The sequence below is a fragment of the Nonlabens sp. Asnod3-H03 genome (genome assembly GCF_045063665.1).
In the GTDB taxonomy this organism is placed as follows: domain Bacteria; phylum Bacteroidota; class Bacteroidia; order Flavobacteriales; family Flavobacteriaceae; genus Nonlabens; species Nonlabens ulvanivorans.
This window is the reverse complement of the sequence record NZ_JBEFOD010000008.1, coordinates 2,203,658-2,229,745: the sequence shown is the minus strand read 5'-3', so window position 1 is coordinate 2,229,745 and position 26,088 is coordinate 2,203,658. Positions and strand designations below refer to the sequence as shown.

Sequence of the window (26,088 nt, the reverse complement as noted above, 5' to 3'; positions counted from 1 at the left end):
CATTGCATGCGAGGTTACAAACCTTCATCTGTCATTTTTAACTTCTCGGTATTATCCACCAGTTGAAGTTCATCTATAATCTTTTGAATATCACCATTAATGATATTGTCTAGGTCATATAAAGTCAGGTTGATACGGTGATCTGTAACACGACCTTGTGAGTAGTTATAAGTTCTAATTTTGGCACTACGGTCACCAGAACTTACCATGCTCTTACGCTTCTCAGAATCGGCTTCCATTTTCTTTGCAAGTTCCATTTCATATAAACGAGAACGTAAAACCTTTAAAGCTTTCTCCAGGTTTTTATGAGATGATTTTTGATCTTGACAACTCACGATCATTCCAGTCGGCTCGTGGTGTAATTTAATCGCACTATAAGTTGTGTTTACAGACTGTCCACCAGGACCAGTAGAAGTTGTACGTTCTATACGTACTTCAGTCATATCTAGTTCTACGTCAAATTCTTCTGCCTCTGGAAGAACCATAACTGTTGCTGCACTCGTGTGTACACGACCTTGAGTTTCAGTTTGTGGTACACGTTGTACACGGTGCACTCCAGCTTCAAATTTAAGTGTTCCATAAACATCTTCTCCATTTACTTCTAGAATGATCTCTTTATAACCACCACTAGTACCATGACTGGTATCAACTACACTCGTGCTCCATCCTTTACTAGAGCAGTATTTTTCATACATTCTAAAAAGATCTCCAGCAAAAATACTCGCCTCATCACCACCAGCACCAGCACGTATTTCCATTACAGCATTCTTAGCATCTTCTGGGTCTTTAGGCACCAGCATCATGCGTATTTTTTCTTCTAATTCAGGTATAGCTTCTTTAGCTTCATCATACTGCATCTGCGCCATTTCAACCATGTCTGCATCGCTACCATCTGCTATGATTTCTTTTGCTTCATCAAGATTTGCCGTAAGAGTCATGTACTCTTCACGTACTTCCATTAAAGCTTTAAGGTCTTTATATTCTTTAGTAAGTTGAACATATCGCTTTTGATCAGAAATAATATCAGGTTGGATGATTAAATCATTAACCTCGTCAAAACGATTTTTTACTATATTTAATTTATCTATCATGGTCTATATCAAGTCCTGCGAAAATACAAAATTCGGCCCAATTTTTTACTATATTAATCTCTATGAAAACAATTCTCAAAATAGGATTAGGTGGCGGCTGTCACTGGTGTACTGAGGCTGTTTTTCAAGCAGTGACTGGTGTTGTAAAAGTAGAACAAGGATACATTTCTAGTGAGACACCTTATGATTCTATGAGTGAAGCTGTTATCGTTCATTTCTCTACTCTAGTTGATCTAGAGCAACTTATTGACGTTCATTTAGAAACGCATGCTTCAACACAACAACATAGTAGGAGAGAAGACTATCGTAGTGCGGTATATTTCTTTGATGTAGAGACTGAAAAAAAGGTGAAGTCTATTATAAACACGCTTTCGCGTAAGCGTAATAAAAAATACATCACTGCAGTGTTACCTTTTGTAGCATTTGAACCATCTCGCGAGTCCATCCAGAATTACTACAAAACCAGACCAGACGCGCCATTTTGTAAAAGATATATCGAGCCGAAGTTAAAATTAGTTAGTGAAATACTCAAAAGCTAAACGTCTGTCTCAGCTAGTCGACGAGGCTCTTATTATAAACCAATGTGCCTTGACAAGCCTAGTGTGACTCTTTAACTCTTAATATTCAAATATTCCAAATTCACTATCAATAGTCAACTTTTTAGAGTTTGCAGCTTCTACACGACCTATGATTTGAGCATCGACATTAAAGGAATTTGAGATATCAATGATTTGCTGTGCAATAGATTCATTTACATAGAGTTCCATACGATGTCCCATATTGAAAACTTGGTACATTTCTTTCCAATCTGTACCAGATTCCTCTTGAATCATTTTGAAAAGTGGTGGTAATTCAAACATGTTATCCTTGATGATATGCAAGTCATTTACAAAGTGTAAAATTTTAGTCTGTGCGCCACCAGAACAGTGTACCATACCGTGTAGATCTGCACGATTTACATCGCTCAAAATCTTTTTAATAATAGGAGCATAAGTTCGAGTAGGAGAAAGGACTAGTTTACCTGCATCTAGAGGACTACCTTCAACTGGATTAGTCAAATTTTGAGATCCAGAATACACTAAGTCTTCTGGTACGGCTGCGTCAAAACTCTCTGGGAATTTTTGAGCTAGTGTTTTATTAAATACATCATGTCTAGCGCTAGTGAGACCATTTGATCCCATGCCGCCATTGTATTCTGTTTCATAAGTAGCCTGACCAGAACTAGAAAGTCCTACGATAACATCACCAGCTTTAATGTTTGCATTATCCACTACATCGCTACGTTTCATACGTGCCGTTACTGTAGAATCTACGATAATAGTTCTTACTAGATCACCAACATCTGCTGTTTCTCCACCTGTAGATATGATTTCTACACCATGTTTTTTAAGATCTGCAATAAGCTCTTCAGTACCATTAATAATCGCACTGATCACCTCACCAGGAATTAAGTTTTTATTTCTACCTATCGTGCTAGAAAGTAAGATATTATCTGTCGCGCCTACACAAAGCAAGTCGTCTACATTCATGATAAGTGCGTCTTGAGCAATACCTTTCCATACTGCAATGTCTCCTGTTTCTTTCCAGTACATGTATGCTAGACTACTTTTAGTACCGGCGCCGTCTGCATGCATGATAAGACAATGATCTTGCGAACCGGTCAACGAATCAGGAACGATTTTACAAAAGGCTTGTGGAAACAATCCTTTGTCTACATTTTTTATAGCGTTATGTACGTCTTCTTTGCCAGCGCTTACACCACGCTGCGCATATCTTTTGGAAATGTCTTGGCTCATATGGCAAATTTACTATTTACATATAATTATGAGGTATGAAGTTCTAAGTATTAAGTAAAAAGTATGAATAGGTTGTTAAGAAATGAATTTAAATAAAATTATTCTGTTTTTTAAAATGTGGTTCCTGTTTCTTATAATCACGCTTTCGCGAATGCGTTTATTAAAAAAAGCCTCTAATAATTAAATTAGAGGCTTTTATATCATTTATGTTTTAGTAATACTAACGTGTAAATAATAATTCACGGTACTTAGTCAGTGGCCATAATTCATCGTCTACTAATAATTCTAGTTTATCACAGCTATAACGTATCACGTCAAAGTAAGGTTTTACTTTATCACAGTATTGAGCTGCAGTATCTTCAGCACTTTTTGCGTTATTTGCTTTTTTACGAGCTTCAGTCATTTCAGTAATTCCTTTATTGATCTTCTCAATATGCTCTGAGATTTCTTCAATAAGAATCATTTGCTCTTTTGCTACTTTTTTGAATTCTTTACCGTAGATTTCTTTTAATCCTACTACGTTTTCTATCAATCTGTTTTGATATTTAACTGCTGTAGGAATCACATGATTACGTGCGATATCACCTAATATACGTCCTTCAATCTGAATGCGCATTGCATATTCTTCAACTTCAATTTCATAACGAGATTCTGTCTCGATCTTACTCATGATGTTTAAGTCTTCAAAAAGCTTTATAGTTTTCTTAGAAACTTTTGCTTTAAGAGCTGTAGGCGTCGTTTTATTATTACTTAAGCCACGTTTTTTAGCTTCTTTTTCCCATGCTTCTCCATATCCATCACCTTCAAAACGTATCTTTTTAGATTGCTTAATGTACTCACGTAATACATTAAAGATAGCTTCGTCCTTCTTAAGCTTTTTGTCTTTAATTAGAGCATCTACTTCAGATTTGAACTCAATTAATTGTTGTGCAACAATCGCGTTTAAAACGGTCATTGGGTTTGCACAGTTTGCTGTAGAACCTACGGCGCGTAATTCAAATTTATTTCCTGTAAACGCAAATGGTGATGTGCGGTTACGGTCTGTATTATCTAAAATTACTTCTGGAATTTTACCAACAACGTTAAGTTTAAGGTCTGTCTTCTCTTCTGGAGAAAGCTTTCCATCAGTTACTTTTTCAAGTTCGTCAAGAACTTTAGTTAATTGCGAACCGATGAATACAGAAATAATAGCCGGTGGCGCTTCATTTGCTCCTAAACGGTGGTCGTTAGATGCACTAGCGATTGTAGCTCTAATTAATTCTTCATTATCATGTACGGCTTTAATCGTATTTACAAAGAATGTCAAAAATTGTAAATTCTTCATAGGTGTGCTACCTGGTGATAGTAAATTCACACCAGTATTAGTAGCTAGAGACCAGTTGTTGTGTTTTCCAGAACCGTTTACTCCTGCAAATGGCTTTTCATGGAATAATACTTTAAAATTGTGACGTGAAGCTACTTTGCGCATCACATCCATTAATAAAGAGTTATGATCTACCGCTAGATTTGCTTCTTCAAAAATAGGAGCAAGCTCAAACTGATTAGGAGCCACCTCATTATGACGTGTTTTAACAGGTATACCTAATAGCATACATTCTGTTTCCATGTCACGCATATAGTTCAATACTCTAGAAGGTATAGATCCAAAGTAATGATCATCTAGTTGTTGTCCTTTAGCAGATGAGTGACCTAATAATGTACGACCAGCTAGTTGTAAATCTGGACGTGAGTCAGCAAGTGCAGCGTCTATTAAAAAGTATTCTTGTTCCCATCCTAAAGTGGCGATTACTTTAGAAACGTTTTTGTCAAAATATTTACAAACATCAGTTGCTGCTTGATCTACCACTTGTAATGATCTTAAAAGTGGAGTTTTATTATCTAGGGCTTCTCCTGTGTAAGCGATAAATACAGTAGGAATACATAAGGTAGTTCCCATGATAAAAGCTGGAGATGTAGGATCCCAAGCAGTGTATCCACGAGCTTCAAAGGTGTTTCTTATTCCACCATTAGGGAAAGAAGAGGCATCTGGCTCTTGTTGAACTAATTGTCCGCCACCAAATTTCTCAATCACTTCACCATCCATTTCTAGTTCAAAGAAAGCATCATGTTTCTCTGCAGTTCCACCAGTAAGAGGTTGAAACCAGTGCGTGTAGTGTGTTGCGCCATTTTGGATAGACCATTCTTTCATACCTGTTGAAATATGATCTGCTACTTCACGACTTATTTTTGTGCCGTTTTCCATAGCGTCTATGACACTTTTATAAGCTTGCTTCGTCAAATGCTGACGCATCGCGTGCTTATTGAAAACATTCTTACCGAATATTTCACTACGACGTTTAGGTTCATTCACTTCAATAGGCTGGCGATTGAGTGTTTCTTTTAAAGCATTAAATCTTAATGTAGACATGATGTGGTGTTATTTTTATAATAATACACCGCAAAAGTAACACTTTTTATAAATCAACCCTTGTTTTTTTAGGGATGTAATATCAACAAAACATTAAAATATGTGAATAACCCCTTAATTATGATAGGGTGGCGAAGGCGAGGTAAATGAATAGCAGGTAAGCTGCTAGATATAGTATACCTTTATATCTTGAAATATTATAAGCTTTAGGTAAAAAGGCTAGTGGTAATAAAGCAAACGAGATGCCTAGCATCCAGTAGATATCATTATTTAATAATCCCATTCCTTCTGGGTTGATCTGTATAGGTTGGATTAAAGCGGTGATACCGAGAACTGATCCTATATTAAAGATGTTTGACCCTATAAGGTTACCTAATGAAATTGCCTTCTCTTTTTTTAATGCGGCTATTATAGAAGCTGCTAGTTCAGGAACAGATGTTCCTAAGGCTACCATGGAAACTGCAATGATACTTTCGGGAATTCCTAGACTAGCTGCAATATCAACAGCACCTTTAACTAGTAACTCACTTCCTTGCCATAATGCGAGTCCTCCTAAGACTAAAAACATGAAAATCTTCCACCATTTAGTTTCTTGTAATTCCTCTTCAACATTAACAGCTTCTGGATTCTTGCGAGCTCGTCTTATAAGTAAAACCAAGAAAATGACTATTCCACCTAATAAAACGCCACCTTCCCATCGTACTAAGTTGTTGTCAGATAATAAAAGAATATATAATACGATACTAAAAGCCATCATCCATGGCCAGTTAAATTTAAAGAAATCTTTGTCAATGGCTAGTGGTGCGATGAGTGCTGTTGCTCCTAATACCAAAGCGATATTTGCAATGTTAGAACCTATAACATTACCTAAAGCTAATCCTGAAAGTCCATCTAATGCAGATTGAATACTGACAATTAATTCTGGAGCACTAGTAGCAAATGATACTACTGTGAGCCCAATGATCATTCTAGATAGTTTTAACTTTAAAGATAATCCCACAGATGACCTTACTAGAAATTCACCACCTATGACTAAAAGAACTAAACCTATTAATAAATAAAATAAACTCATAAGAGAAGAAGGTATAGAATGATTTATAGAATAACTAGGATGGTTTAATTATGGGGTAACCTCACATATACAACGGAAACCTGTATTTAGTTCTTTAGCCTCATAATAAGATAGTGATTTATATAAAGGTAAGTAAGGTCCGTTTTTAGACAATTCTTTCATTTCAAAAACAGCCATGTGATAGTCGTCTTGAATTCTTCTGAATTTGTAAAAATCTCCAGCATAGCTATAGATCTCATTTTGATAGGTAAGTAGTTTTAATTGCTTGTCTAGTAAGTTTTGAGCAGCAATCATCTCTTTCTCACTAGGTAGTCGATAAGAAACTTTTGTTGGATATTGGGATCTTTGATTCTCATTCTTACTGCGTATACCATAAACTGCGTTTACCATATCTGTGCGCCATTTACAGAATAGTTCAGCTTTTTCTTGTGATACGTGAACTACAGGATGCCATTGGTAATACGGGTGGCTGGTATAGTTTCCTAGTGTGAGTTTAGGAGTAACCATTAATCTAGGGTCTAATGTAGCTCCTATCATTAATCTTGTACTACCGTTATATGGTTGAAAAACAGAGTCTGCTTCTAATCCATAGGATGGGTAAGATTTCATTTTCTCATGTTTCTTCTCAGACCAGTAGTTGCCTAAATGATCTAAAAATTCAGAATACATAAGGTTAGTAACAGGTACTCTATCAATATACAAGTTGTCGGTAAGTTTAATGGTTCCAGGTGGGATTGATGTATCTTCTAACTCAATCGCAACCTCAGTATTGCTAGGTTTAGGTCCACAGCTGATGGTTAAAATAACAAGGATAAATAATGGTAATGGTAATTTTTTCAATAAACTCATTTAAGTAAAACTTAGCTGTTAAAAACATTTAATATCTTAAGACTACAAGGTTACAAATTTAGACATTACATTGACGACTTTTGCAACTACTTAACATCAACTTTTATAATAACACATCACAACTATGAAATTTTTTATTGACACCGCAAACCTAGATCAAATTGCCGAAGCCCAATCGATGGGTGTCCTAGATGGAGTAACCACTAATCCTTCTCTTATGGCAAAAGAAGGTATAACAGGTAGCGAGAATATTTTAAATCACTACAAGAAGATATGTGATATTGTTGATGGACACGTAAGTGCCGAGGTGATTTCAACAGATTTTGAAGGGATGGTTAAAGAAGGAGAAGCACTAGCTGCAATGAATGACCAGATCGTTGTAAAGTTACCTATGATTAAGGATGGTGTAAGAGCTTGTAAGTATTTTAGTGATAAAGGTATTAAGACTAATGTCACTTTAGTTTTTAGTCCAGGACAGGCATTACTTGCAGCAAAAGCAGGTGCCACTTATGTATCTCCATTCATAGGTAGATTAGACGATATATCTACAGATGGTTTAAACCTAATTGCTGAAATCAGAATGATTTATGATAACTATGGTTTTGATACAGAAATTCTGGCTGCATCTGTAAGACATACCATGCATGTGATTGACTGTGCAAAATTAGGGGCAGACGTTATGACAGGACCATTAAGTTCGATTGAAGGTTTATTAAAACATCCATTAACAGATATAGGTCTTGCAAAATTTCTTGCAGATTATAAGAAAGGGAATTAAGAGATAGCTCAGTTATTAAATAAAAAAGGCTCGCATTGCGAGCCTTTTTTATTTAATCTTTATCTGTTAATATAACCCAACAGTGTTGTTTCTATTTGATAATGAAATAGATTAATACTAGGGTCTATTATCGTGAGATTTTTATCAATTACCATGCTGCGATTATCATTGCGCAATGCTAATTGTGCGGTCACCGGTGAGGTGTTTAGGATTTGATACTCCATGTTAGAGTTAAAACTATAACGCTCATAAGCTTCTTCCCATTGATTACCTTCAGAATCATCTAGATTAATACCTATAAAATCAATCTCAGGATACTTAAGTCTTAAATCTTTAATTTTGTCGTGTACTCTTATTGCATATTCACGCTCATCATCAGACCAGAAGAATAAGACAGTCAGTTTCTTTACACGCTCAGATAATTCCATTTTATCCCTATTAGTGTTTTGGATCTTAATGTTAGGCATTTCATTACCAGGATCCAGTTTAATGTAGGTAGATGCTGTAGTAGTAATTCTGTTTTTTAACTCAGCATCGTCAGTCATGCTTGTGAATAAATCAACTAATTCATTAATTTCATTAGCATTTTTACGATTCATTATGAAATGTTGCGTAATGTTAGAAGCAAAAATATCTTTAACTATTCCACGTGAAAATAAACTATCAATTACAGCCAGTCTCTTCTTTTGATATTTTAAACTAGATCGGTCTACCAGCACACCTGATCCTAATTCTTTTGCCAGGCTAGTAAATGCAAGGTTAGAAATCAGGGAATTTACATAAGGTCTGAAGGCTATATTATTAAGTAGTGATTTGTCATCTATGTCAAAATCTTTTCTGTAAGAATAGAATGAAGGCGGCAATTCTTTACTTTCTAAAAAATCATTTTTACCATAGTGTACAAAAGGAAAGCGCTCTATTTTTGACCACATTGAAAATTTAAAAACCTTATCTGCATGGCACAAAAAATCTGGATCTAGTGAATGTTCTTCAGCAATAGATTCTAGATTTAATATTCTAGCCTCGGTAATGCTATCCAACACTTTTTTAAATTCTGTATGTGATAACTTATAATTATTAAGAAATTCACGATCATCTTTTTCAATTTGCACAAAAAGATTAATAAGATAATTATTTTCTTTTGAATGGGTTCCAGAGAAAGCTAGAGTCTCATCAAAGGCCTTAGTATTAAGCCTTAAAACAGTGCTGTCTCCAGGTGAAAGATATACAGACTGATATTCTCCAGGATGTGCAAATGTGTATAGACCAGGTTTAAGTGAGTTATACGATTTTGAAAAAGAACCATCTGCCGCTAAAGGAATTGTATCTGTTAAGCCATTAAAATCTTTTAAGGTTACAAATTCTTTATGAGCATTGATAATTTTACCTGAAATATGAGTAACAGCATTAGAATTATCTTCCTTACATGAGGTAAATAGTAATAGTACTCCAGTAATTAAGGAGCTAATAAGAAGATAATTACGCTTTCGCGAAAGCAGACTATAAAAAATCATTAACGGTACTCATTTGGGCTAATAGCAAAAGAAACATTTATATGTGCGATAACTAGTTAATGAGCTGTTAAAAACAACAAAATCAATGTGGTAAATACCTAATAATATCAGTACTTTTGCACGCTCAAAGACAAAAATATGTTATCAGTTTCTAATTTATCTGTTCAATTTGGTAAACGCGTCCTTTTTGATGATGTTCACGCAAAGTTTGGTGGTAGTAATTGTTATGGAATTATAGGTGCAAATGGAGCCGGTAAATCTACATTTTTAAAGATTTTAACTGGACAAATGGAACCTACAAGCGGTCATGTCTCGTTAGAGGCTGGTAAACGCATGTCTGTTCTTGAGCAAAATCACAATGCTTATGATGAGGTTACAGTTCTAGAAACGGTGCTGCAAGGTAATAAGCCTTTGTATAAATTAAAGACTGAAATTGATGCTCTTTACGCAGATTATACTGATGAGAATGCAGAGAAGATAGGAGAGTTGCAAGTACAGTTTGAAGAAATGGATGGATGGAATGCAGATAGTGCTGCGGCATCTTTACTTTCTAACTTAGGTATAGGTGAAGAGTACCATTACACCTTAATGGGTGATATGGATAATAAACTTAAAGTACGTGTGTTACTTACTCAGGCATTATTTGGTAATCCAGATGTTCTTATAATGGATGAGCCTACTAATGATCTGGACTATGAAACAATCTCGTGGTTAGAGCACTTTTTAGCAAATTATGAGAACACAGTCATTGTCGTATCGCATGACCGTCACTTTCTAGATGCTGTATGTACACATATTGCAGACATCGATTTTGGTAAAGTAAATCAATACAGTGGTAACTACACGTTCTGGTATGAATCTTCACAACTTGCGGCTAGACAAAAAGCACAAGCTAATAAGAAAGCCGAAGAGAAGAAAAAAGAGCTTCAGGAATTTGTCGCACGTTTTAGTGCAAACATGGCAAAATCTAAACAAGCAACTTCTCGTAAGAAGATGATTGATAAATTAAATATTGAAGAAATCAAACCTTCATCACGTCGTTATCCTGCAATTATTTTTGAAAGAGAAAGAGAAGCTGGAGACCAAATCTTAAATGTAGAAAAACTTGCTGCATCAATTGATGGAGAAGTGCTGTTTAAAGATGTCGATATCAACCTGGCAAAAGGTGATAAAGTAGTTGTGTTTTCTAGAGATAGCCGTGCAACGACCGCTTTTTATCAAATAATAAATGATAAAATGAAAGCAGACGCAGGTACTTTTATGTGGGGAATTACTACAAATCAAAGCTATTTACCAGTTGATAATGCTGAGTTTTTTGACGTTGATTTAAACTTAGTGGACTGGTTAAGACAATATGCTCAAACTGAAGAAGAGCGTGAAGAAGTTCACTTACGTGGATTTTTAGGTAAGATGATTTTCTCTGGTGAAGAGGCACTGAAAAGTGCTAGAGTACTTTCTGGAGGAGAAAAAGTGAGATGTATGCTATCTCGTATGATGATGAAGAGAGCAAATGTTCTTATCGTCGATGAGCCTACTAACCACCTTGACCTGGAATCTATACAAGCTTTAAATAATAGTTTAAAGAATTTTAAAGGTACGGTACTGCTTACGACACATGATCATGAGTTTGCACAAACGGTAGGTAATAGAGTGATTGAATTAACACCTAATGGAGTTATCGACCGTTACACAACATTTGAAGAGTATATGGATGATAAAGCAATTAGAGAGCTAAGAAATAAGATGTATAATTCTTAAACTTCCAATATTATAAAATTAAAAAACCCATTTCTATTTTTAGAAATGGGTTTTTTAGTAGGGTATATTTTAAGTCTATTCAGACTTAGTTTTTTTATTTTTAAAATACTCAAATCCTCGGTATAACCCTAAACCTACTAAGAAAATTGAACCTACTAGTTGAAAATTAGAGACGTCTTTATTTAACATAAATCGCTCATAAATTTTCCAAGCTCCTAATCCTAAAAAAGCGAGTCCTAGAAAAAATTTGATGGACTCTTTATTCTGCATTTTTATTAATCAAAGCATTATAGGCTACGACAAGCCCGTAAACTACTATTGCTACTGATAAGACTACTCGCCATGTGGGCATTTCTTGTCCTAGAATAAAATGATTGTATAGTCTCCAAGAACCAAATCCAATCATTACTGCGGCAATGATACCTCCTAAAAATGGGTTTCTAGTTTTCATATTTAAATTTATGAAAGCAAGATAATAAAAAAACGCTCCTATTAAAAAATAGGAGCGTTTCATTGCCTTGTTTTTGAATAAGCAATTAGGCGTTAAAATATTTTGAATTCCATATGGCGGTATTAAAGTTTTTACCTTTTGCAAAAGAATAGTAGAGAACTATTGCCGCAACTGATTTGAACATAAAAAAGAAAATTAATACGAATTGAATCCCGCTAGTTTCTGGTGAGAAAACTCCACCAGGTACAAGTGCACTTATCAATAAGCTCACTAATAAAGTTGAGACTATTAAATTTTCAAAACATTTAAAGGACCAAGCCCATATTTTTCTCATCGGACTTAAATCATTTCCCCATTTATGGATCAAATAAAAGTATCCATTTCCTATAGGAGCAAAAAGTAATGGGTCATCAGCATTTTCTAATTTAAACATTTTTGAAGGAGCGACTATCTTAAAACCTTTCATAGTGATATGATGTCTCTTTTCCATTTGTTTAATAATGCTCACGGCTTCTTGAGGAATCTCGTTTTTAAAATACTTAGTATCTAGAAATCTCAATCTATAATCCACACATATGTCCCTTATTTGATCAATATGATATATGCGATTGGTCTCTAGTAAATCAAGGTTAAATTGATTGCGAGGAGTTGGTTTTTGAGGGCTTTTCATGCGAGCCATAATAGTATCCTCTTTCAACTGATCATCTTTGAGAATTTGAGATACTTGTTCTAGAATATCAACCTCTTGATACTCTTTATTTCTAGCTTTCTGCAGTTGTTGTTCAATATCTGTGCGCTCAAACATAAATTCCTATAATTAGATATTTAAAAATATGAGGAATTTTTTAAATTTAAAAACTCCTTCACAAACTATGTCGTAAAGGAGTTTAAAAGCTATCAGTTAAAGATATATTTTAACGTAGTTCTACTCCAGCTTGTTTTTCTAGTTGCTGTTGTATTTTTTGCATCGCTTTATCGATTTGTTTATCAGTAAGTGTTTTTACTTCATCTTGTAATAAAAAACTTAATGCATAGGATTTTTTACCTTTTGCAAGATTTTTACCTTCATAAACATCGAATAGTTGAACCTCTTTGAGGAGTTTTTTCTCAGTTTGTAAGGCAATATCATGTAATTCCTTAAAGCTAGTCTCATCGTTAACTAATAAAGCTAGATCTCTTTTAACAGCAGGAAATTTAGGTATTGCAGTTACCGATTTGCGATCTTCTTTTACTAATTTCAATACTTCATCCCAATAGATATTTGCATAATGCACAGTTGCATCTATATCAAATGATTTACATACCTTCTTTTTAACAACTCCAAGATCTGCGATTTTAGTACCGCTATTCAATGATATTCCTTCACTTAAGAAATCCATCTTAGTAGGTTTCTCATTTATTTTAGTAATACCTAATCTTTTAAGAGCACTTATTACGGCACCTTTTAAGTAAAAGAAGTCAGCCGTGCGAGATGTATTATTCCAACTTTGTTCATGTATAGCACCGGTAGTTACTAAACTTAAATGCTTTTGCTCTGTAAATTGTCTTTCTTGATATTGATGATACGTATTACCGAATTCAAACAATCTTAAATTCTCTTGTCTACGGTTAATATTATGCGAAACAGCCTCTAGAGCCCCATAGATCATGCTTTGACGCATAACAGATAAATCACTACTTAAAGGATTTAACATGCGCACTTCATTCTTTGGAGATATTTGCTCCGTTAGTGTATGGTATTTATCAGAGGTAAGGCTATTTGCCATCATTTCATAAAAGCCTTGACCAGCAAGTTGCTGTGCTACTAGGTTTTGTAGTTTATGATTGTCTAACCTCGAACTTTTTGCAATACTAGCATTTAGTTTATCGCTAGTTTCTATGCGATCATATCCATAAACACGTAAAATCTCTTCAATGACATCTGCGGGTCTAGTAACATCATTGCGATATGCAGGAATTGTCAGACCTAATCCTGTTTCTGTTACATTATTAACGTGAATATCTAATGTTCTAAGAATACTCTTGATTTCTTCTTTAGGTATTTCCTTTCCTATTAAAGAATTGACTTTAGAAAAGGGAAGAAAAACCTGTTGGTCCTCAATTTTATGAGAATAAACATCAGTGATATCACTACTTATTTCTCCACCAGCGGTTTCTATTATTAATAAGGCAGCACGCTTAAGTGCATATTCTGTAATATTAGGGTCTATGCCACGTTCAAATCTAAAAGAAGCATCTGTGTTAAAACCATGACGTTTTGCCGTTTTACGTACGCTTACTGGATTGAAATATGCAGATTCTAAAAAGATAGAATTAGTCCCTTTTTTAACACCACTATTCAATCCACCATAAACACCTGCAATACATAATGGTTTTACACCATCACAAATCATTAAGTCCTCTTCATGTAAGTCATGTTCTACCTCATCTAGAGTAGTGAACTTAGTTCCAGCCGGTAATGTTTTTACAACAATCTTATTTCCTTCAATGGCGCTTAAATCAAAAGCATGCAGTGGTTGACCTAACTCATGCATCACATAGTTAGTTATATCAACGACATTATTTTTAGGAGCAATACCTATGGCTTTTAATCTATTTTGAATCCAATCTGGAGAATCTTTTATAGTTAAACCTGTAAGTGTAACACCACAATATCTAGGTGCAAGTTCTGGTTGATCAATTGCTATATCAACTCTGTGTGAACGGTTGTCTACATGAAAACTACTTACAGATGGCGTGATAAACTCTAACAAATCTCCTTCAATCGCAAGTCCTGCTCTTAAATCACGTGCAACACCTAGGTGTGACATCGCATCAGATCTATTAGGCGTCAGTCCAATCTCTATAGTATAGTCATTTTCTATATTTATTACTTCACTAAATAATGTTCCTGGTTCTAATGATGCGTCTAGAACCATGATACCATCATGTGATGTACCTATGTTCAGTTCATCTTCGGCACAGATCATACCATGGCTTTCTTCACCACGTATTTTTCCTTTTTTGATTTTCCATGCCTCACCAGTTTCTGTGTATAGTGTAGTGCCTATGGTGGCTACCGGTACTTTTTGCCCAGCAGCTACGTTAGGTGCGCCACATACAATCTGCACTGTTTCAGTGCCTATATTTACTTTGGTAAGTTTAAGTTTATCAGCATTGGGATGTTTCACACATTCCAGTACGTGACCTACTACAATACCTTGCAATCCTCCTTTTACGCTTTCAAATTTCTCAATACCTTCTACTTCTAAACCTAGAGAAGTGAGCAAAGCTGCGTGCTCTTCAATTGATTCAGGAACAGTTATAAATTGACGTATCCAGTTGTAAGAAACCTTCATATAATTGTAGTTTTTTAAGGCAGTAAAGATAGTATTAATGGCGCTTTCGCGAAAGCGTATCCCATATAATCACATTAGGTTTATATCATCCAATGACCATGATGTACTATTTCTAAAACAGCAATGGCGAGTAACCATTTTTCCTCTTCTGGTGATGGTGTGTTGAGTAATGACATTATAGGTTGTCCAATAGCGTTTTCATTAAAGTTGTTTTTGAAAAGGCCTTCTTCAAAATCTGCATAATTAGGTGCAACATAAACGGTCGCTAATTTCTTGTCATTGATAATAACCTCATAGCTAGAATCACCAAAGCGATACCTGAAGTTACCCGAATTTATAGAAATCTTTGTCGGGTGAACGGCATTACCTATATAATTTCCTTGTGAGTTAAAGAGACCACCTGAATTTGTAATACTACCTAAATATTGATTATTGAGAGTAATGTATATGGTATCTTCTTTCACTTCATAGCCCAAGTTAAAAATCGTTGAGCCCACATAGAATTGTCCATCAGATCTAAAACCTCGCTCTATACGACTGAAAGCCATGATAGGTTTTTGATCTGTTGCATAAACGGTTCCTACCAGCCGTCTTGTCATTCCTTTAGAAAATTGATAAGTCATCCATGAAGATATATCTGTAAAACTACGATCACCCCAAGGAACAAGGGACTTTTTCATATAATCAACACGTGCCAGCAACTGCTGCTTTTCATTTTGAGTCTGCTGTGGTGACTTTTCTTTATTGGCTTTTCTTACAAACCATCTTATTAAAAAAAACATTCCTACTACAAAGCCTATCATGGCTAGTGCAGTCAGTAGAAAAGTAAGAAAGATGAAAGTTTCCAATCTGAAAAGTGTTTAAAGAAATGTTTCTAGTAATCCCATTTACGTTTTTGATTCAACTCTTCCATTTCTTCTAATACTTCTTGTGGAATCACTTTTAAAAATGATGAGTGCTGTTCTATAGCATATTCAATTTTTTCTACGATGGATTCTACGCTTTCATTTTCATAATCGATATCTAGTGGTTCTTTAATGACCATAGATTGTAGAATATTACGTTTTTTAATACGTAGTCCTTTTTTATCAAAACTTCTACGGAAACCATCAATTACAATAGGAACTACAATAGGTTTATATTGTTTAATGATATGGGCAGTACCTTTTCTAATAGGTTTAAATGGTTTTGTAGTTCCCTGAGGAAATGTAATAACCCAGCCATCATTTAAGGCGATACCTATATTCTTAGTGTCATCTGGATTAACAGATCTATTTACTTCTTCTCCTTTTGCACGCCAGGTACGTTCTACGGTAATCGCGCCTACGTAAGCAAACACTTTCGGTAAAAATCCACTGGTCATGGTTTCCTTTGCGGCTACATAATAGATATTAAGTTTAGGGTTCCACAGATAACCTACGTTTTTAATGGAATCTTGTCTGCCAGATAAGGCAGCATTAAATACATGAAACATGCTTACCACGTCTGCAAAATAGGTCTGATGATTTGAAATGAAAAGAACACCTTGTTCTGGTAGGTTTCTCAAAATCTCACTTCCTTCAATCTGTAATTCATTAAAACCTCTAAAACGTCTGTGAGATAACACACCTAAAAAGCGTATTAAAAAACGTTTAATCCATAGTATATGTCCGAAAGGATTTTTTTTGAATAATCCCATAGAGTCATTTAAGTTTAAGGGACGGCTAAGATAGGGATTGTAAGGATACTAGCTGTTAATCACATTTAAAATCGTTTAATTTTTTAACACTTTTCTATAGTAAATTTTATCATTTATGTAGATATGAGCAACATAATAACCTGATTGTAAATCTTGTAAGTTAATCATGTTTACAGTATGGTGATTTTCTAATACTAATTGACCTAGTTGATTATAAATTTTTACTGTTGAAATAGGACTCGTAGATTCTAAGAATAGTAAATGTTTAACCGGATTAGGGTATAAGGCTAGCTCAATCTGTTGTTCATCAGGTATAGATAGTGCTGCGTCCACCTGTGTTTTAACAGTGCCGTGTATATCTTTTAATAATAGTCTTTCATAAAATATTTGATGAGCCTCGTTTGTAGCGTGCACACCATCACCACTATTATATGCTGGTAATATTTGATTTCCGGCGGTGTTACCTATACCTGTCCAAAAATCTACAGCAAAAGTTCCAAAAGTGTTATATGTTTCTGTGACCATTTGTGTTTGTATGGCGACTTGACTTCCGTTTGCTGGAAAGTTACGTGGTTGTGGTGTTGCCACCCATAATGGTATTTGATTTTGAGAAGCCGTTTGAGAGATTAAACTATAATTATGCAATTGATCTGTTACAGGATAGTTGCCAGCTGCATCATTAGATGGTAGATTGATGATAATTCCATGTGCATTAAGGTTGACAGCCTTAGTTATATTCTTATCTACATTAATAGTTTTATTAACACCTGCAGGTATTGTGGTTCCAGTAGGTAAAATATTATAGGTAACAAATCCACCTTGTGCCAGATTTATAACCTCATAACGTGTGTCTATTTGTTCTAAGTAACGGCGGTATTTCCATACCCAAGCGTTATATTGGTTTGAAGGACCACTTCCAGCAGCTGTAGAAGAGCCTAGTACAATTATACGATAAACCGTATTGTCATCTGGTATAATTGTAACAGGTAAACTGTCTATTACTTGGCTTCCATCACTTAATCTTATAATCACATTACTAGAAATGGAATTGGGAACGGTAAAATCATAGCTCCGATCTGTGGAAGGAACTGTTGCTATATTGTTGAAGGTATTTCCACCATCGATAGAGTATTCTAAAGTAACCTGATCGATACCTTCACTAATCCACGATAATGGAACCGTTTTACCTACTTCCCAAGTTGATTGTTGTATGGGATAGGTGAGTAGCAAATTTTGTTGTGTAATGAATTGAGAGATAGGTGTGTTATCGATTTGTATTTCAAGAGCGTTGAGATAATAAAATCCATAACTGTTTGTATTGTTTGCACCAGCTGTTGCAGTAATCTCTATCTCGCCATTACTGTCTGGTTGCATATTATAAACCTCAATCTTTTGAGTTGTGTTATTTGATGCGTTTAGGCTTACGATTTGAGTTGTGTTACCATTAACTGTATACGAAGTTTCACGATTATCAGTTACATTCATTCTAGAAGCAAAAAATGAAAAGCTGTAAAACTTATTAGGATCTAATTGTCTTAATTTAAATCCACCTGTCACCTGAGTGCCGCCATTAAATGAACTTGTGGCACCAAAAAAACTATCTCTACTTGCAGATTGAGCAACGTTCACCTGATATGAAGGGTCTAATGAACCTGATAGGTTAATATTTAACCAAGCGTCATGCACTTTGAGGTTAATTCCTGACGAAACACCTAAATGATTATATAATAATACACCGTTTGAATAGCCAGCTTGATAACTCGTTGAGATATTGTTGATGTATTCGCGACTTGCTAGATCTTCATTAGTAGAGCCAAAGTCTATAAATACACGTTCTTGAGCCAGTGCCACAATTGAAAGTAGTCCCAGTAGCACTGTTATAAAAAAAGCCTTTTTAGTCATGCCTTAAAGATAAACTTTCTTGTAACATAGTTTTAAATTCTGAGAGCATCATTGCAGTAGCACCCCAAACGACTTGGTTTTGTAGATAATAACATGGTACTGTTATATCTGTTGCATAGCTAGTAGAGAGTGTATGTTGGCTCACGTTTGTAGGGTCCATTAACTCATGTAATGGTACCTCTATGATAGATTTAACCTCGCTAGGCTGTCTTGTGAATTTTAATTCCGCTTTCGCGAAAGCGAGAAAAGGAGCTACCATATAATTACTAGGAGGAATATAGATAGGAGTGCCTGCAGTGATAATTTCTTGATGTTCTGGTATAATGCCTACTTCTTCATGAGTCTCTCTTATAGCGGTAACAGCATCATCTTGATCTTCTTCTTCCTTACGGCCGCCAGGAAATGCTATCTGACCACTATGAACACCTTTAGAAATCATGCGTTCGATGAGAACAAAATGAGCGATATCTTTTACGGGATATACTAGCATCATAACAGCTGCCTTGCGAGGTGTTTTTTTACTTAGCGACTCGTGTTGCAATTCTTCTAGTCGTTCTACTGCAGCCATTTTAAGTTGCGCTTCAAAACCTGGTAAAGGCATTTTCTTTATTTTTGAAAGCGAATCTTTAAATGCGTTAAATGAAATCAAATGGTCTGTTTTTTATATTAGTGATACTCTTTACTTTAAGTTGTAAAGATAGTTCACAAAAAGAAACGCCGGTACATGTTAAAATAGAAGAGACACGTACTAAAGAACAGGTCTTAAAAGAACGTAAGGAAAAAGAAATTGCTAGGTTCTATAAGCGCAGTGTTAATAGAAAAGGAGATAGTTTATTACCATATATTCCTCAAGATTCTGTAGAGGTTTTTTTTACTCGATATGCTCAAGAACATCCCGAGACTAAGGTGCTAATGACAACGACGTATGGTGATATAGAAATGGAATTGTTTGAAGAAACACCTTTATATCGAGCTAGTTTTCTGTTTTTGATTAATAATGGATATTTTGATGAGACCGTAGTACATCGAGCAGTTAAGGGATTTATAGTTCAAGCTGGGAATAGCGATAATATGATTACTGCACAGAAAAAGGGTAGTGCAGGAAATTATCAATTACCTATGCATATTTTACCCGACGTAAAACATTCTTATGGTACTTTGAGTAGTGCAAAGTATTGGGAGAATAACCCAGAAAACTGGCATAATCCTTTTGACTTTTTTATTTCACTACGTGCTACAAAACATCTGGATGGTGAGCACACTATTTTTGGTCGTGTTACTAAAGGCATGAATGTCGCCGAAGCGATTTCAAAAGTTGAAACCGATTCAAGAGACTGGCCTAAAACGGATATTTATATTGAGATGAGTGTGATGGAGTAAATGTTTTTAATCCTTTGATTTTGAATGTAATAAAATTTATATTATTGGGTAGTAGTTTTAAAAATAAAACATAAAAAAACACCTTTTAAATAGTTGATAAGGTGTTTTTTAAATTATTATTAAAGGTCGTTTTTAGTAACGATATACAATAGCGTTAATATTCATACCAGCACCAACACTTGCAAACATGACTACATCACCTTTTTCTACTTTGTGTTGAGGCATTTTACCACGTACTACTAGATCCATTACCGTAGGAACTGTAGCTACAGAGCTGTTTCCTAGTTTATGTATAATCATAGGCATGATATCACGAGGTACTTCCATATCGTACAACTTGTAGAAACGTTCTACGATAGCCTCATCCATTTTCTCATTTGCCTGATGAATAAAGATTTTTTTCAAGTCTTTAATGTCAACACCAGCTTGATCCATAGCGGCCTTCATACCTTCAGGTACTTTAGAGAGTGCAAAGTTATAAATACGACGTCCATACATTTTAATGTATTTAGTCTTGTCTTGTAAGTCTTTATTATAAGAGGTTTCATTAAAAATAAAGAATGCCTCTTCTTCAGTATAAGTTGCTGTTGCCTGACCTAGTATACCGTGTTCGTCAGTGCTAGGTTCTACTACCACCGCACCAGCACCATCAGAATAAATCATCGAATCACGATCATGAGGATCTACTACTCTAGATAGGGCTTCAGAACCTATTACGAGGACTTTTTTTGCAAGGCCTGATTTTATAAAAGAGTCTGCTTGAGTCAAACCTAGAACCCATCCTGGACACCCAAAAAGGACATCATATGCTACACAAGCTGGGTTTTTAATACCCAGTTTGTTTTTAACTCGGCTTGCGAGACTTGGAACCATATCACTAGAACTACCGTCTGCTTTTACGTCTCCATAGTTATGAGCAACTATAATAAAATCTAATGTTTCAGGATCACACTTTGCATCGTCAATGGCTTTTTGTGCTGCAAAAGTTGCAATATCACTAGTAACGAGTTTGTCGTCCATATAACGACGTTCTTCAATACCAGTAATTGCTACAAATTTTTCAATTATAGTAGCATTGTCACTACCGAAGGAACTACCATCATTATTAAGGAACTCATGATTCATGAATTCTTCATTTTTTCTCACTACATCAGGTATATGACTACCTACTCCTGTAATTTTTGCTCTCATGTTCATCAACTTGTAAAGACAAAAAAAGTGATAAATGCGATGTTTTCCTAATAATTGAAAGCTTAATATATAGAACTTTTCTGTTGTTTAAGAATTTTCTACGTTTACAACGATTTCGTTGCGAATAATATAATGCACTGCATAGTAAATACCTATTAAATTGCTGTATTACTAAAAAAGGCCAAATTAACTGCTGGTCAATTTGGCCTTTTTTTATTAAAATGTATAAACATTAAATGCTACATATACTCTTCCATAGGCGCACAAGTACACATTAAATTACGGTCTCCATAAGCATCGTCTGCACGACGCACGGTAGGCCAAAATTTATTATCTGCAATGTATTCTAATGGATATGCTGCTTGTTGTCTAGTATATGGTAGTTCCCAGTCGTCACTCGTTATCATCTGTAAAGTATGAGGACTGTTTTTAAGAACATTATTAGGATTATCACTAGAGCATTCTGCAATTTCTTTTCTAATAGAAATCATAGCGTCACAGAAACGATCCATTTCTTCTTTAGACTCAGACTCAGTAGGCTCAATCATCATCGTTCCATTTACTGGGAACGATACAGTAGGAGCGTGGAAGCCGTAATCCATCAAACGTTTTGCGATATCAACGACCTCAATACCATGTTCTTTAAAAGGACGACAGTCTATAATCATCTCGTGTGCCGCACGACCTTTCTCGCCAGTATATAAACATTCATAGCTGCCTTTTAGTCGCTCTTTAATATAGTTTGCATTGATGATTGCATACTCTGTAGATCGTTTTAAGCCTTCTGCGCCTAACATACAGATGTAACCATAAGAAATTAAGCATACAGATGCGCTACCGTATGGCGCAGCACTGATAGGTGTAATTGCCTGATCACCACCTGTTGGAATAATAGGATTACTAGGTAAGAATGGAACCAGTTGTGTTGCCACACATATAGGCCCTACACCAGGTCCACCACCACCATGTGGGATAGCAAATGTTTTGTGTAAGTTAAGGTGACAAACATCTGCACCGATGTTACCAGGATTCGTTAATCCAACTTGCGCATTCATATTTGCACCGTCCATATAAACCTGTCCACCGTTCTCATGGATGATACCTGTTATTTCTTTAATGGCACTTTCATAAACACCATGTGTAGAAGGATAAGTTACCATTAAAGCACTTAAGTTATCTTTATGTTTAAGGGCTTTTTCACGTAAATCATCTACATCGATGTTTCCGTTTTCTAGCGCTTTAGTAACGACAACTTTCATACCAGCCATCACTGCACTTGCCGGATTAGTACCATGCGCACTAGATGGAATTAAACAAATATCTCTATGGTGATCTCCACGGCTATGATGATATGCTCGTATTGCCATTAAACCAGCAAACTCACCTTGTGCACCAGAATTAGGCTGTAAAGAAGTACCTGCAAAACCAGTAGCTTCATTTAATTGAAGTTCTAATTTATTCAACATTTCTTGATAACCTTGAGCTTGATCAACTGGTACAAACGGGTGAATATTTCCCCATTGCGGATTTGAAAGTGGTAGCATTTCTGCAGCGGCATTCAATTTCATTGTACAAGAACCCAGCGCAATCATTGAGTGATTTAATGCTAGATCTTTTCGTTCTAATTTTTTGATATAACGCATTAATTCTGTCTCTGAGTGATAAGAATTAAATACTTCATAGGTCATAAACTCAGTTTGACGACCAGTTCCTAAATGAGTGCTATCTAAAAGTTCAGTAATAGGAGTAAAGTCTTTATTTACCGCTTTCGCGAAAGCAGAAACAATGTCATTCAAGTCTGCCAAAGAAGTAGTTTCATTTAAAGAAACCTGAACTGTTTCAGCATCTGGATAATAGAAATTGATTTCTAAAGCCAAAGCCTCTTTTTTAACAGCCTCAGCATCTACTTTAAAACTTAACGTATCAAAGAAGTTTTCGTTAGTTTGATAAATACCTAATTTCTCTACAGCGTCTGCAAGTGTTGCTGTTTGAGAATGTAATTTATTTGCGATAAATTTCAAACCACGTGGACCGTGGTAAACACCATACATACCAGCCATAACTGCTAGTAGTACTTGTGCGGTACAAATGTTTGAAGTTGCTTTATCTCTTTTAATGTGCTGCTCACGAGTTTGTAACGCCATACGCAGTGCACGTTTTCCATCTGTGTCTTTTGTAACACCTATAATACGACCTGGAATTTGTCTTTTAAATTCTTCGCGTGTTGCAAAATATGCTGCGTGTGGTCCACCATAACCTAGTGGTATCCCAAAGCGTTGTGTTGTTCCCACAACCACATCTGCACCCCAATGTCCAGGAGCTTCTAGTAGTACTAAGGAAAGTATGTCTGCAGATACTGCTATACGTATATTGTTCTCTTGGCATTTTTTTGCAAAAGCGGTATAATCTACTACATTACCACTAGCACCAGGATATTGTAATAGAATACCGTAATATCCTGCATTTACGTCTATTTCTTGTGGATTACCTTCTACTAACTCTATACCTAGAGGAATAGCGCGAGTTTTTAAAAGCTCTTTAGTTTGTGGTAAGGCATCTTGATCTACAAAGAATTTTACAACCTTGTCTTTTTTCTGAGCTCTTTCTCTTACTGAAAATAGTAATGTCATTGCTTCTGCAGCAGCAGTAGACTCATCTAGTAAAGATGCGTTTGCTAGCTCCATACCAGTAAGATCAGTGATCATGGTCTGGAAGTTAAGTAAAGCTTCTAGACGGCCTTGAGCAATCTCTGCCTGATAAGGTGTATAGGCAGTATACCATCCTGGATTTTCCAATATATTTCTTTGGATTACCGCAGGTGTTATAGGAGCGTTATAACCTAGACCTATATAAGATCTAAATTGCTTATTCTTATCACCTAATTTTTTAATATGAGATAAAAACTCATATTCACTCATAGCAGTATCTAGCTGTAAATCTTGTTTAAGGCGTATGTTTTCTGGAACGGTTTCATAAACTAGTTGGTCAATAGATTCTACACCTATTGTTTCTAGCATGGGCGCAAGGTCTGCCTTGCGAGGTCCGATATGTCTTAGGGCAAAACGATCTGTATTCATAGTACTTATATGGTCTATTTGAGATAGTGCAAAAGTAGTCGTTTAAGACTTTTAAACTAACAAGCGTTCGCAAGAAATGGATGTATTTTTCAACCTTTTTAACCTAGTTATTAACTATGCGCTGTAAATTTGAATGATGAGGTTATTAAAATTAATTCTAGACTTTTATATACGCAGTAGTTTACACGTGGCAATTTGCTTTGTGGCTTTGGCTATTGTTTATAATAACGTCTATGAATTATATGTTCCTTTTGGATATTATATTTTTTTATTTTGCTCTGCCATTGCAGGATATAACTTAATTAAATACGGCTTTTTATGGCTTAAAAAGCCACTAGGGTTTAACATCACTTATAAGTTGTTATCACTTATGGCAACAGTAATTGCTTTGGCAGTTTTAATAAAACTAGAAATAAGTGGTTATGCGTTGATCTTATTAATGATGATAACAGCAATCAACTTGTTATATGTTTTACCCATTTGGAAAGGTCATGGATTAAGGTATAGCCCATTTTTTAAATTATTTTCTGTTTCTATTGTTTGGGCTATTTTAATTATCGCTATACCTCAATTTTTATATTATGAAACAATACCTGCTGCACACCTGATTAATGACTATAAATTGAGTTTTTTGCCTAGCCATTATATCGAGCTTTATACTTTAAAAATTTTCATTTTAGTAATAGCGCTTTGTATCCCTTTTGAAATTAGAGATTTAAAATATGATGAGGAAGAACTACAGACATTACCACAAGTACTAGGAGTTCAAGTATCTAAATATATCGGATTGTGTTTATGTGCACTTTATCTCTTATTGCTGTTTTTTCAAAATTTTGAAATTGAAGATATTCAATACAGCGAGATCATTATGATTACTATAACTGGAGCGGCTATATGGTTTTCAGGTAAATTTAAGTCAGATTATTATGCTAGCTTTTTTGTTGAGGCTATACCATTATTATGGTTGATAATATTTTGGGCGATATAAGCTTACTTTTTCATGGCAGCTTTCAGTTTGCTTTTAATAGAATTCTTTTGAGATTTAGACAGTTTAACCCATCCTAAACTGTTGATTGTTCTAGAAAATAAACGTGATTTTTTATCAAAATTTCTGCATCTCAAGCAGTGTCCATGATGTAGACTTTGCCTAAATTTTTCTTTGGAAGAAAGATCATTATACTGATCTCTTGTGCTTAAAATACTCGCCTCATCACACGAGATAAAAATTCTACTCATTTTCTTAATCCTTCTTGTACCATTTGCTATTTAAGCAATCCATTAACTGTACGCGTGCACGGTGAATGATTACCCATAGGTTGGACGCTGTGATATCATGTTCCTTACAGATAGTTTCTGTATCCAATTTGTCAATGGTCTTTTGGACAAATATAGTAGCATATCTCTCAGGTAAAGCAGCAATACATTCATTTAATGCTACACCCAATTCTTTTTGTTCAATTTCATCCTCAACATTTGGGTTGCGCAGGTCTCTAACCTGTTCTTCCATCCAGTCACCATTCTGATCTCCATTATCTAGGTAACTCATGCGCACTTCGGCCTGACCCTTTTTTGAATTAGATTTACGATAGTGATCTATTATTTTGCGCTTGAGAATCGAGATTAACCAAGTTCGTTCTGTAGATTGTCCCTTAAATCTATGAGCACTTTTTAAACCTGCCAGAAACGTTTCAGACACCAAGTCTTGAGCCATAATAGAGTCATTTACTCTAGAAATGGTAAAATTAAAAAGGTAGTCACCGTATCGGTCTACCCATTTTTCAGGTATCAGTTTTACTTCTGGCATCG

23 protein-coding genes are annotated in these 26,088 nt (G+C 35.2%); 5 read left to right on the top strand and 18 right to left on the bottom strand.

Annotated elements, in window-relative coordinates; genetic code table 11:
• Positions 1-14: 14 nt before the first annotated feature.
• The gene (gene prfA, locus ACJJVI_RS13385; protein ID WP_006797143.1) at positions 15-1,091 is read right to left on the bottom strand and encodes a peptide chain release factor 1; all 1,077 of its coding nucleotides are present in this window, start codon (positions 1,089-1,091) and stop codon (positions 15-17) included.
• Positions 1,092-1,153: 62 nt separating this feature from the next.
• Here prfA and ACJJVI_RS13380 point away from each other — a divergent pair, with 62 nt between their 5' ends.
• On the top strand, positions 1,154-1,630 hold the full coding sequence (locus ACJJVI_RS13380; RefSeq protein WP_348021608.1) for a peptide-methionine (S)-S-oxide reductase: 477 nt from the start codon (positions 1,154-1,156) through the stop codon (positions 1,628-1,630).
• Between the two features lie 78 nt (positions 1,631-1,708).
• Here ACJJVI_RS13380 and ACJJVI_RS13375 read toward each other — a convergent pair whose 3' ends face one another.
• From ACJJVI_RS13375 to ACJJVI_RS13360, 4 genes are all read right to left on the bottom strand, one after another.
• Entirely contained in the window at positions 1,709-2,887 is a 1,179-nt protein-coding gene (locus tag ACJJVI_RS13375; RefSeq protein ID WP_348021607.1) for an AIR synthase related protein, read from the bottom strand.
• Positions 2,888-3,107: 220 nt separating this feature from the next.
• Positions 3,108-5,294 carry a glutamine synthetase III gene (locus ACJJVI_RS13370; protein WP_036581190.1) on the bottom strand — a complete coding sequence of 729 codons (2,187 nt, stop codon included), beginning with the start codon at positions 5,292-5,294 and terminating at the stop codon, positions 3,108-3,110.
• Between the two features lie 118 nt (positions 5,295-5,412).
• Entirely contained in the window at positions 5,413-6,366 is a 954-nt protein-coding gene (locus ACJJVI_RS13365) for a calcium/sodium antiporter (RefSeq protein ID WP_036581187.1), read from the bottom strand.
• 48 nt (positions 6,367-6,414) lie between these two features.
• Positions 6,415-7,215, bottom strand: a complete 801-nt coding sequence (locus ACJJVI_RS13360; protein WP_405352337.1) for an SUMF1/EgtB/PvdO family nonheme iron enzyme — start codon at positions 7,213-7,215, stop codon at positions 6,415-6,417.
• A 124-nt stretch (positions 7,216-7,339) separates the two neighbouring features.
• Here ACJJVI_RS13360 and fsa point away from each other — a divergent pair, with 124 nt between their 5' ends.
• Entirely contained in the window at positions 7,340-7,993 is a 654-nt protein-coding gene (fsa, locus tag ACJJVI_RS13355) for a fructose-6-phosphate aldolase (RefSeq protein WP_036581181.1), read from the top strand.
• Between the two features lie 59 nt (positions 7,994-8,052).
• Here the strand turns inward: fsa and ACJJVI_RS13350 are convergent, their stop codons facing one another.
• Positions 8,053-9,507, bottom strand: coding sequence for a redoxin domain-containing protein (locus ACJJVI_RS13350; protein WP_036581179.1), 1,455 nt, complete (start codon positions 9,505-9,507; stop codon positions 8,053-8,055).
• Positions 9,508-9,645: 138 nt separating this feature from the next.
• Here ACJJVI_RS13350 and ACJJVI_RS13345 point away from each other — a divergent pair, with 138 nt between their 5' ends.
• Complete coding sequence (locus tag ACJJVI_RS13345; protein ID WP_036581176.1) at positions 9,646-11,265, top strand: ABC-F family ATP-binding cassette domain-containing protein; 1,620 nt, start codon at positions 9,646-9,648, stop codon at positions 11,263-11,265.
• Between the two features lie 75 nt (positions 11,266-11,340).
• Here the strand turns inward: ACJJVI_RS13345 and ACJJVI_RS13340 are convergent, their stop codons facing one another.
• The 8 genes from ACJJVI_RS13340 to ACJJVI_RS13305 form a co-directional block, all read right to left on the bottom strand.
• Positions 11,341-11,535, bottom strand: a complete 195-nt coding sequence (locus ACJJVI_RS13340; protein ID WP_036581174.1) for a hypothetical protein — start codon at positions 11,533-11,535, stop codon at positions 11,341-11,343.
• Entirely contained in the window at positions 11,525-11,716 is a 192-nt protein-coding gene (locus tag ACJJVI_RS13335) for a hypothetical protein (protein WP_146128661.1), read from the bottom strand. Before ACJJVI_RS13335 ends, ACJJVI_RS13340 begins: the two co-directional genes overlap by 11 nt.
• Positions 11,717-11,801: 85 nt before the next feature.
• Positions 11,802-12,521, bottom strand: coding sequence for a hypothetical protein (locus tag ACJJVI_RS13330; RefSeq protein ID WP_405352334.1), 720 nt, complete (start codon positions 12,519-12,521; stop codon positions 11,802-11,804).
• A 109-nt stretch (positions 12,522-12,630) separates the two neighbouring features.
• Positions 12,631-15,054, bottom strand: a complete 2,424-nt coding sequence (pheT, locus tag ACJJVI_RS13325) for a phenylalanine--tRNA ligase subunit beta (protein WP_405352332.1) — start codon at positions 15,052-15,054, stop codon at positions 12,631-12,633.
• An 80-nt stretch (positions 15,055-15,134) separates the two neighbouring features.
• A complete protein-coding gene (locus ACJJVI_RS13320; protein ID WP_348021602.1) occupies positions 15,135-15,902 on the bottom strand; it encodes a hypothetical protein in 768 nt (255 codons plus the stop codon).
• 26 nt (positions 15,903-15,928) lie between these two features.
• A complete protein-coding gene (locus ACJJVI_RS13315) occupies positions 15,929-16,732 on the bottom strand; it encodes a lysophospholipid acyltransferase family protein (protein ID WP_405352329.1) in 804 nt (267 codons plus the stop codon).
• A 75-nt stretch (positions 16,733-16,807) separates the two neighbouring features.
• Positions 16,808-18,634: a T9SS type A sorting domain-containing protein gene (locus tag ACJJVI_RS13310; RefSeq protein ID WP_042270357.1), complete on the bottom strand. Its 1,827-nt coding sequence runs from the start codon at positions 18,632-18,634 to the stop codon at positions 16,808-16,810.
• Entirely contained in the window at positions 18,627-19,235 is a 609-nt protein-coding gene (locus tag ACJJVI_RS13305) for an NUDIX hydrolase (RefSeq protein WP_405352327.1), read from the bottom strand. The genes ACJJVI_RS13310 and ACJJVI_RS13305 overlap by 8 nt, the downstream gene beginning before the upstream one ends.
• A gap of 38 nt (positions 19,236-19,273) precedes the next feature.
• Here ACJJVI_RS13305 and ACJJVI_RS13300 point away from each other — a divergent pair, with 38 nt between their 5' ends.
• On the top strand, positions 19,274-20,014 hold the full coding sequence (locus ACJJVI_RS13300) for a peptidylprolyl isomerase (RefSeq protein WP_042270361.1): 741 nt from the start codon (positions 19,274-19,276) through the stop codon (positions 20,012-20,014).
• 132 nt (positions 20,015-20,146) lie between these two features.
• On the opposite strand, the gene ACJJVI_RS13295 is transcribed toward ACJJVI_RS13300, so the two are convergent.
• Together ACJJVI_RS13295 and gcvP are read right to left on the bottom strand one after the other, a co-directional pair.
• The gene (locus tag ACJJVI_RS13295; RefSeq protein ID WP_036581155.1) at positions 20,147-21,205 is read right to left on the bottom strand and encodes a 3-oxoacyl-ACP synthase III family protein; all 1,059 of its coding nucleotides are present in this window, start codon (positions 21,203-21,205) and stop codon (positions 20,147-20,149) included.
• Positions 21,206-21,444: 239 nt separating this feature from the next.
• Positions 21,445-24,282 (bottom strand): aminomethyl-transferring glycine dehydrogenase, encoded by a 2,838-nt coding sequence (gcvP, locus tag ACJJVI_RS13290; RefSeq protein ID WP_405352324.1) that lies wholly within the window; start codon positions 24,280-24,282, stop codon positions 21,445-21,447.
• Between the two features lie 136 nt (positions 24,283-24,418).
• Between gcvP and ACJJVI_RS13285 the strand changes: the two genes are divergently transcribed.
• The gene (locus ACJJVI_RS13285; protein WP_405352322.1) at positions 24,419-25,270 is read left to right on the top strand and encodes a hypothetical protein; all 852 of its coding nucleotides are present in this window, start codon (positions 24,419-24,421) and stop codon (positions 25,268-25,270) included.
• A gap of 2 nt (positions 25,271-25,272) precedes the next feature.
• On the opposite strand, the gene ACJJVI_RS13280 is transcribed toward ACJJVI_RS13285, so the two are convergent.
• Both ACJJVI_RS13280 and ACJJVI_RS13275 read right to left on the bottom strand, forming a co-directional pair.
• Positions 25,273-25,518, bottom strand: a complete 246-nt coding sequence (locus ACJJVI_RS13280; RefSeq protein ID WP_146128660.1) for a hypothetical protein — start codon at positions 25,516-25,518, stop codon at positions 25,273-25,275.
• Positions 25,519-25,522: 4 nt separating this feature from the next.
• Complete coding sequence (locus ACJJVI_RS13275; RefSeq protein WP_042246402.1) at positions 25,523-26,086, bottom strand: sigma-70 family RNA polymerase sigma factor; 564 nt, start codon at positions 26,084-26,086, stop codon at positions 25,523-25,525.
• Between the last annotated feature and the right edge of the window lie 2 nt (positions 26,087-26,088).

Coding starts and splice junctions, on each gene's coding strand:
- prfA (WP_006797143.1), bottom strand. CDS start 1,091: ATGATAGATAAATTAAATATAGTAAAAAATCGTTTTGACGAGGTTAAT.
- ACJJVI_RS13380 (WP_348021608.1), top strand. CDS start 1,154: ATGAAAACAATTCTCAAAATAGGATTAGGTGGCGGCTGTCACTGGTGT.
- ACJJVI_RS13375 (WP_348021607.1), bottom strand. CDS start 2,887: ATGAGCCAAGACATTTCCAAAAGATATGCGCAGCGTGGTGTAAGCGCT.
- ACJJVI_RS13370 (WP_036581190.1), bottom strand. CDS start 5,294: ATGTCTACATTAAGATTTAATGCTTTAAAAGAAACACTCAATCGCCAG.
- ACJJVI_RS13365 (WP_036581187.1), bottom strand. CDS start 6,366: ATGAGTTTATTTTATTTATTAATAGGTTTAGTTCTTTTAGTCATAGGT.
- ACJJVI_RS13360 (WP_405352337.1), bottom strand. CDS start 7,215: ATGAGTTTATTGAAAAAATTACCATTACCATTATTTATCCTTGTTATT.
- fsa (WP_036581181.1), top strand. CDS start 7,340: ATGAAATTTTTTATTGACACCGCAAACCTAGATCAAATTGCCGAAGCC.
- ACJJVI_RS13350 (WP_036581179.1), bottom strand. CDS start 9,507: ATGATTTTTTATAGTCTGCTTTCGCGAAAGCGTAATTATCTTCTTATT.
- ACJJVI_RS13345 (WP_036581176.1), top strand. CDS start 9,646: ATGTTATCAGTTTCTAATTTATCTGTTCAATTTGGTAAACGCGTCCTT.
- ACJJVI_RS13340 (WP_036581174.1), bottom strand. CDS start 11,535: ATGCAGAATAAAGAGTCCATCAAATTTTTTCTAGGACTCGCTTTTTTA.
- ACJJVI_RS13335 (WP_146128661.1), bottom strand. CDS start 11,716: ATGAAAACTAGAAACCCATTTTTAGGAGGTATCATTGCCGCAGTAATG.
- ACJJVI_RS13330 (WP_405352334.1), bottom strand. CDS start 12,521: ATGTTTGAGCGCACAGATATTGAACAACAACTGCAGAAAGCTAGAAAT.
- pheT (WP_405352332.1), bottom strand. CDS start 15,054: ATGAAGGTTTCTTACAACTGGATACGTCAATTTATAACTGTTCCTGAA.
- ACJJVI_RS13315 (WP_405352329.1), bottom strand. CDS start 16,732: ATGGGATTATTCAAAAAAAATCCTTTCGGACATATACTATGGATTAAA.
- ACJJVI_RS13310 (WP_042270357.1), bottom strand. CDS start 18,634: ATGACTAAAAAGGCTTTTTTTATAACAGTGCTACTGGGACTACTTTCA.
- ACJJVI_RS13305 (WP_405352327.1), bottom strand. CDS start 19,235: ATGCCTTTACCAGGTTTTGAAGCGCAACTTAAAATGGCTGCAGTAGAA.
- ACJJVI_RS13300 (WP_042270361.1), top strand. CDS start 19,274: ATGAAATCAAATGGTCTGTTTTTTATATTAGTGATACTCTTTACTTTA.
- ACJJVI_RS13295 (WP_036581155.1), bottom strand. CDS start 21,205: ATGAGAGCAAAAATTACAGGAGTAGGTAGTCATATACCTGATGTAGTG.
- gcvP (WP_405352324.1), bottom strand. CDS start 24,282: ATGAATACAGATCGTTTTGCCCTAAGACATATCGGACCTCGCAAGGCA.
- ACJJVI_RS13285 (WP_405352322.1), top strand. CDS start 24,419: ATGAGGTTATTAAAATTAATTCTAGACTTTTATATACGCAGTAGTTTA.
- ACJJVI_RS13280 (WP_146128660.1), bottom strand. CDS start 25,518: ATGAGTAGAATTTTTATCTCGTGTGATGAGGCGAGTATTTTAAGCACA.
- ACJJVI_RS13275 (WP_042246402.1), bottom strand. CDS start 26,086: ATGCCAGAAGTAAAACTGATACCTGAAAAATGGGTAGACCGATACGGT.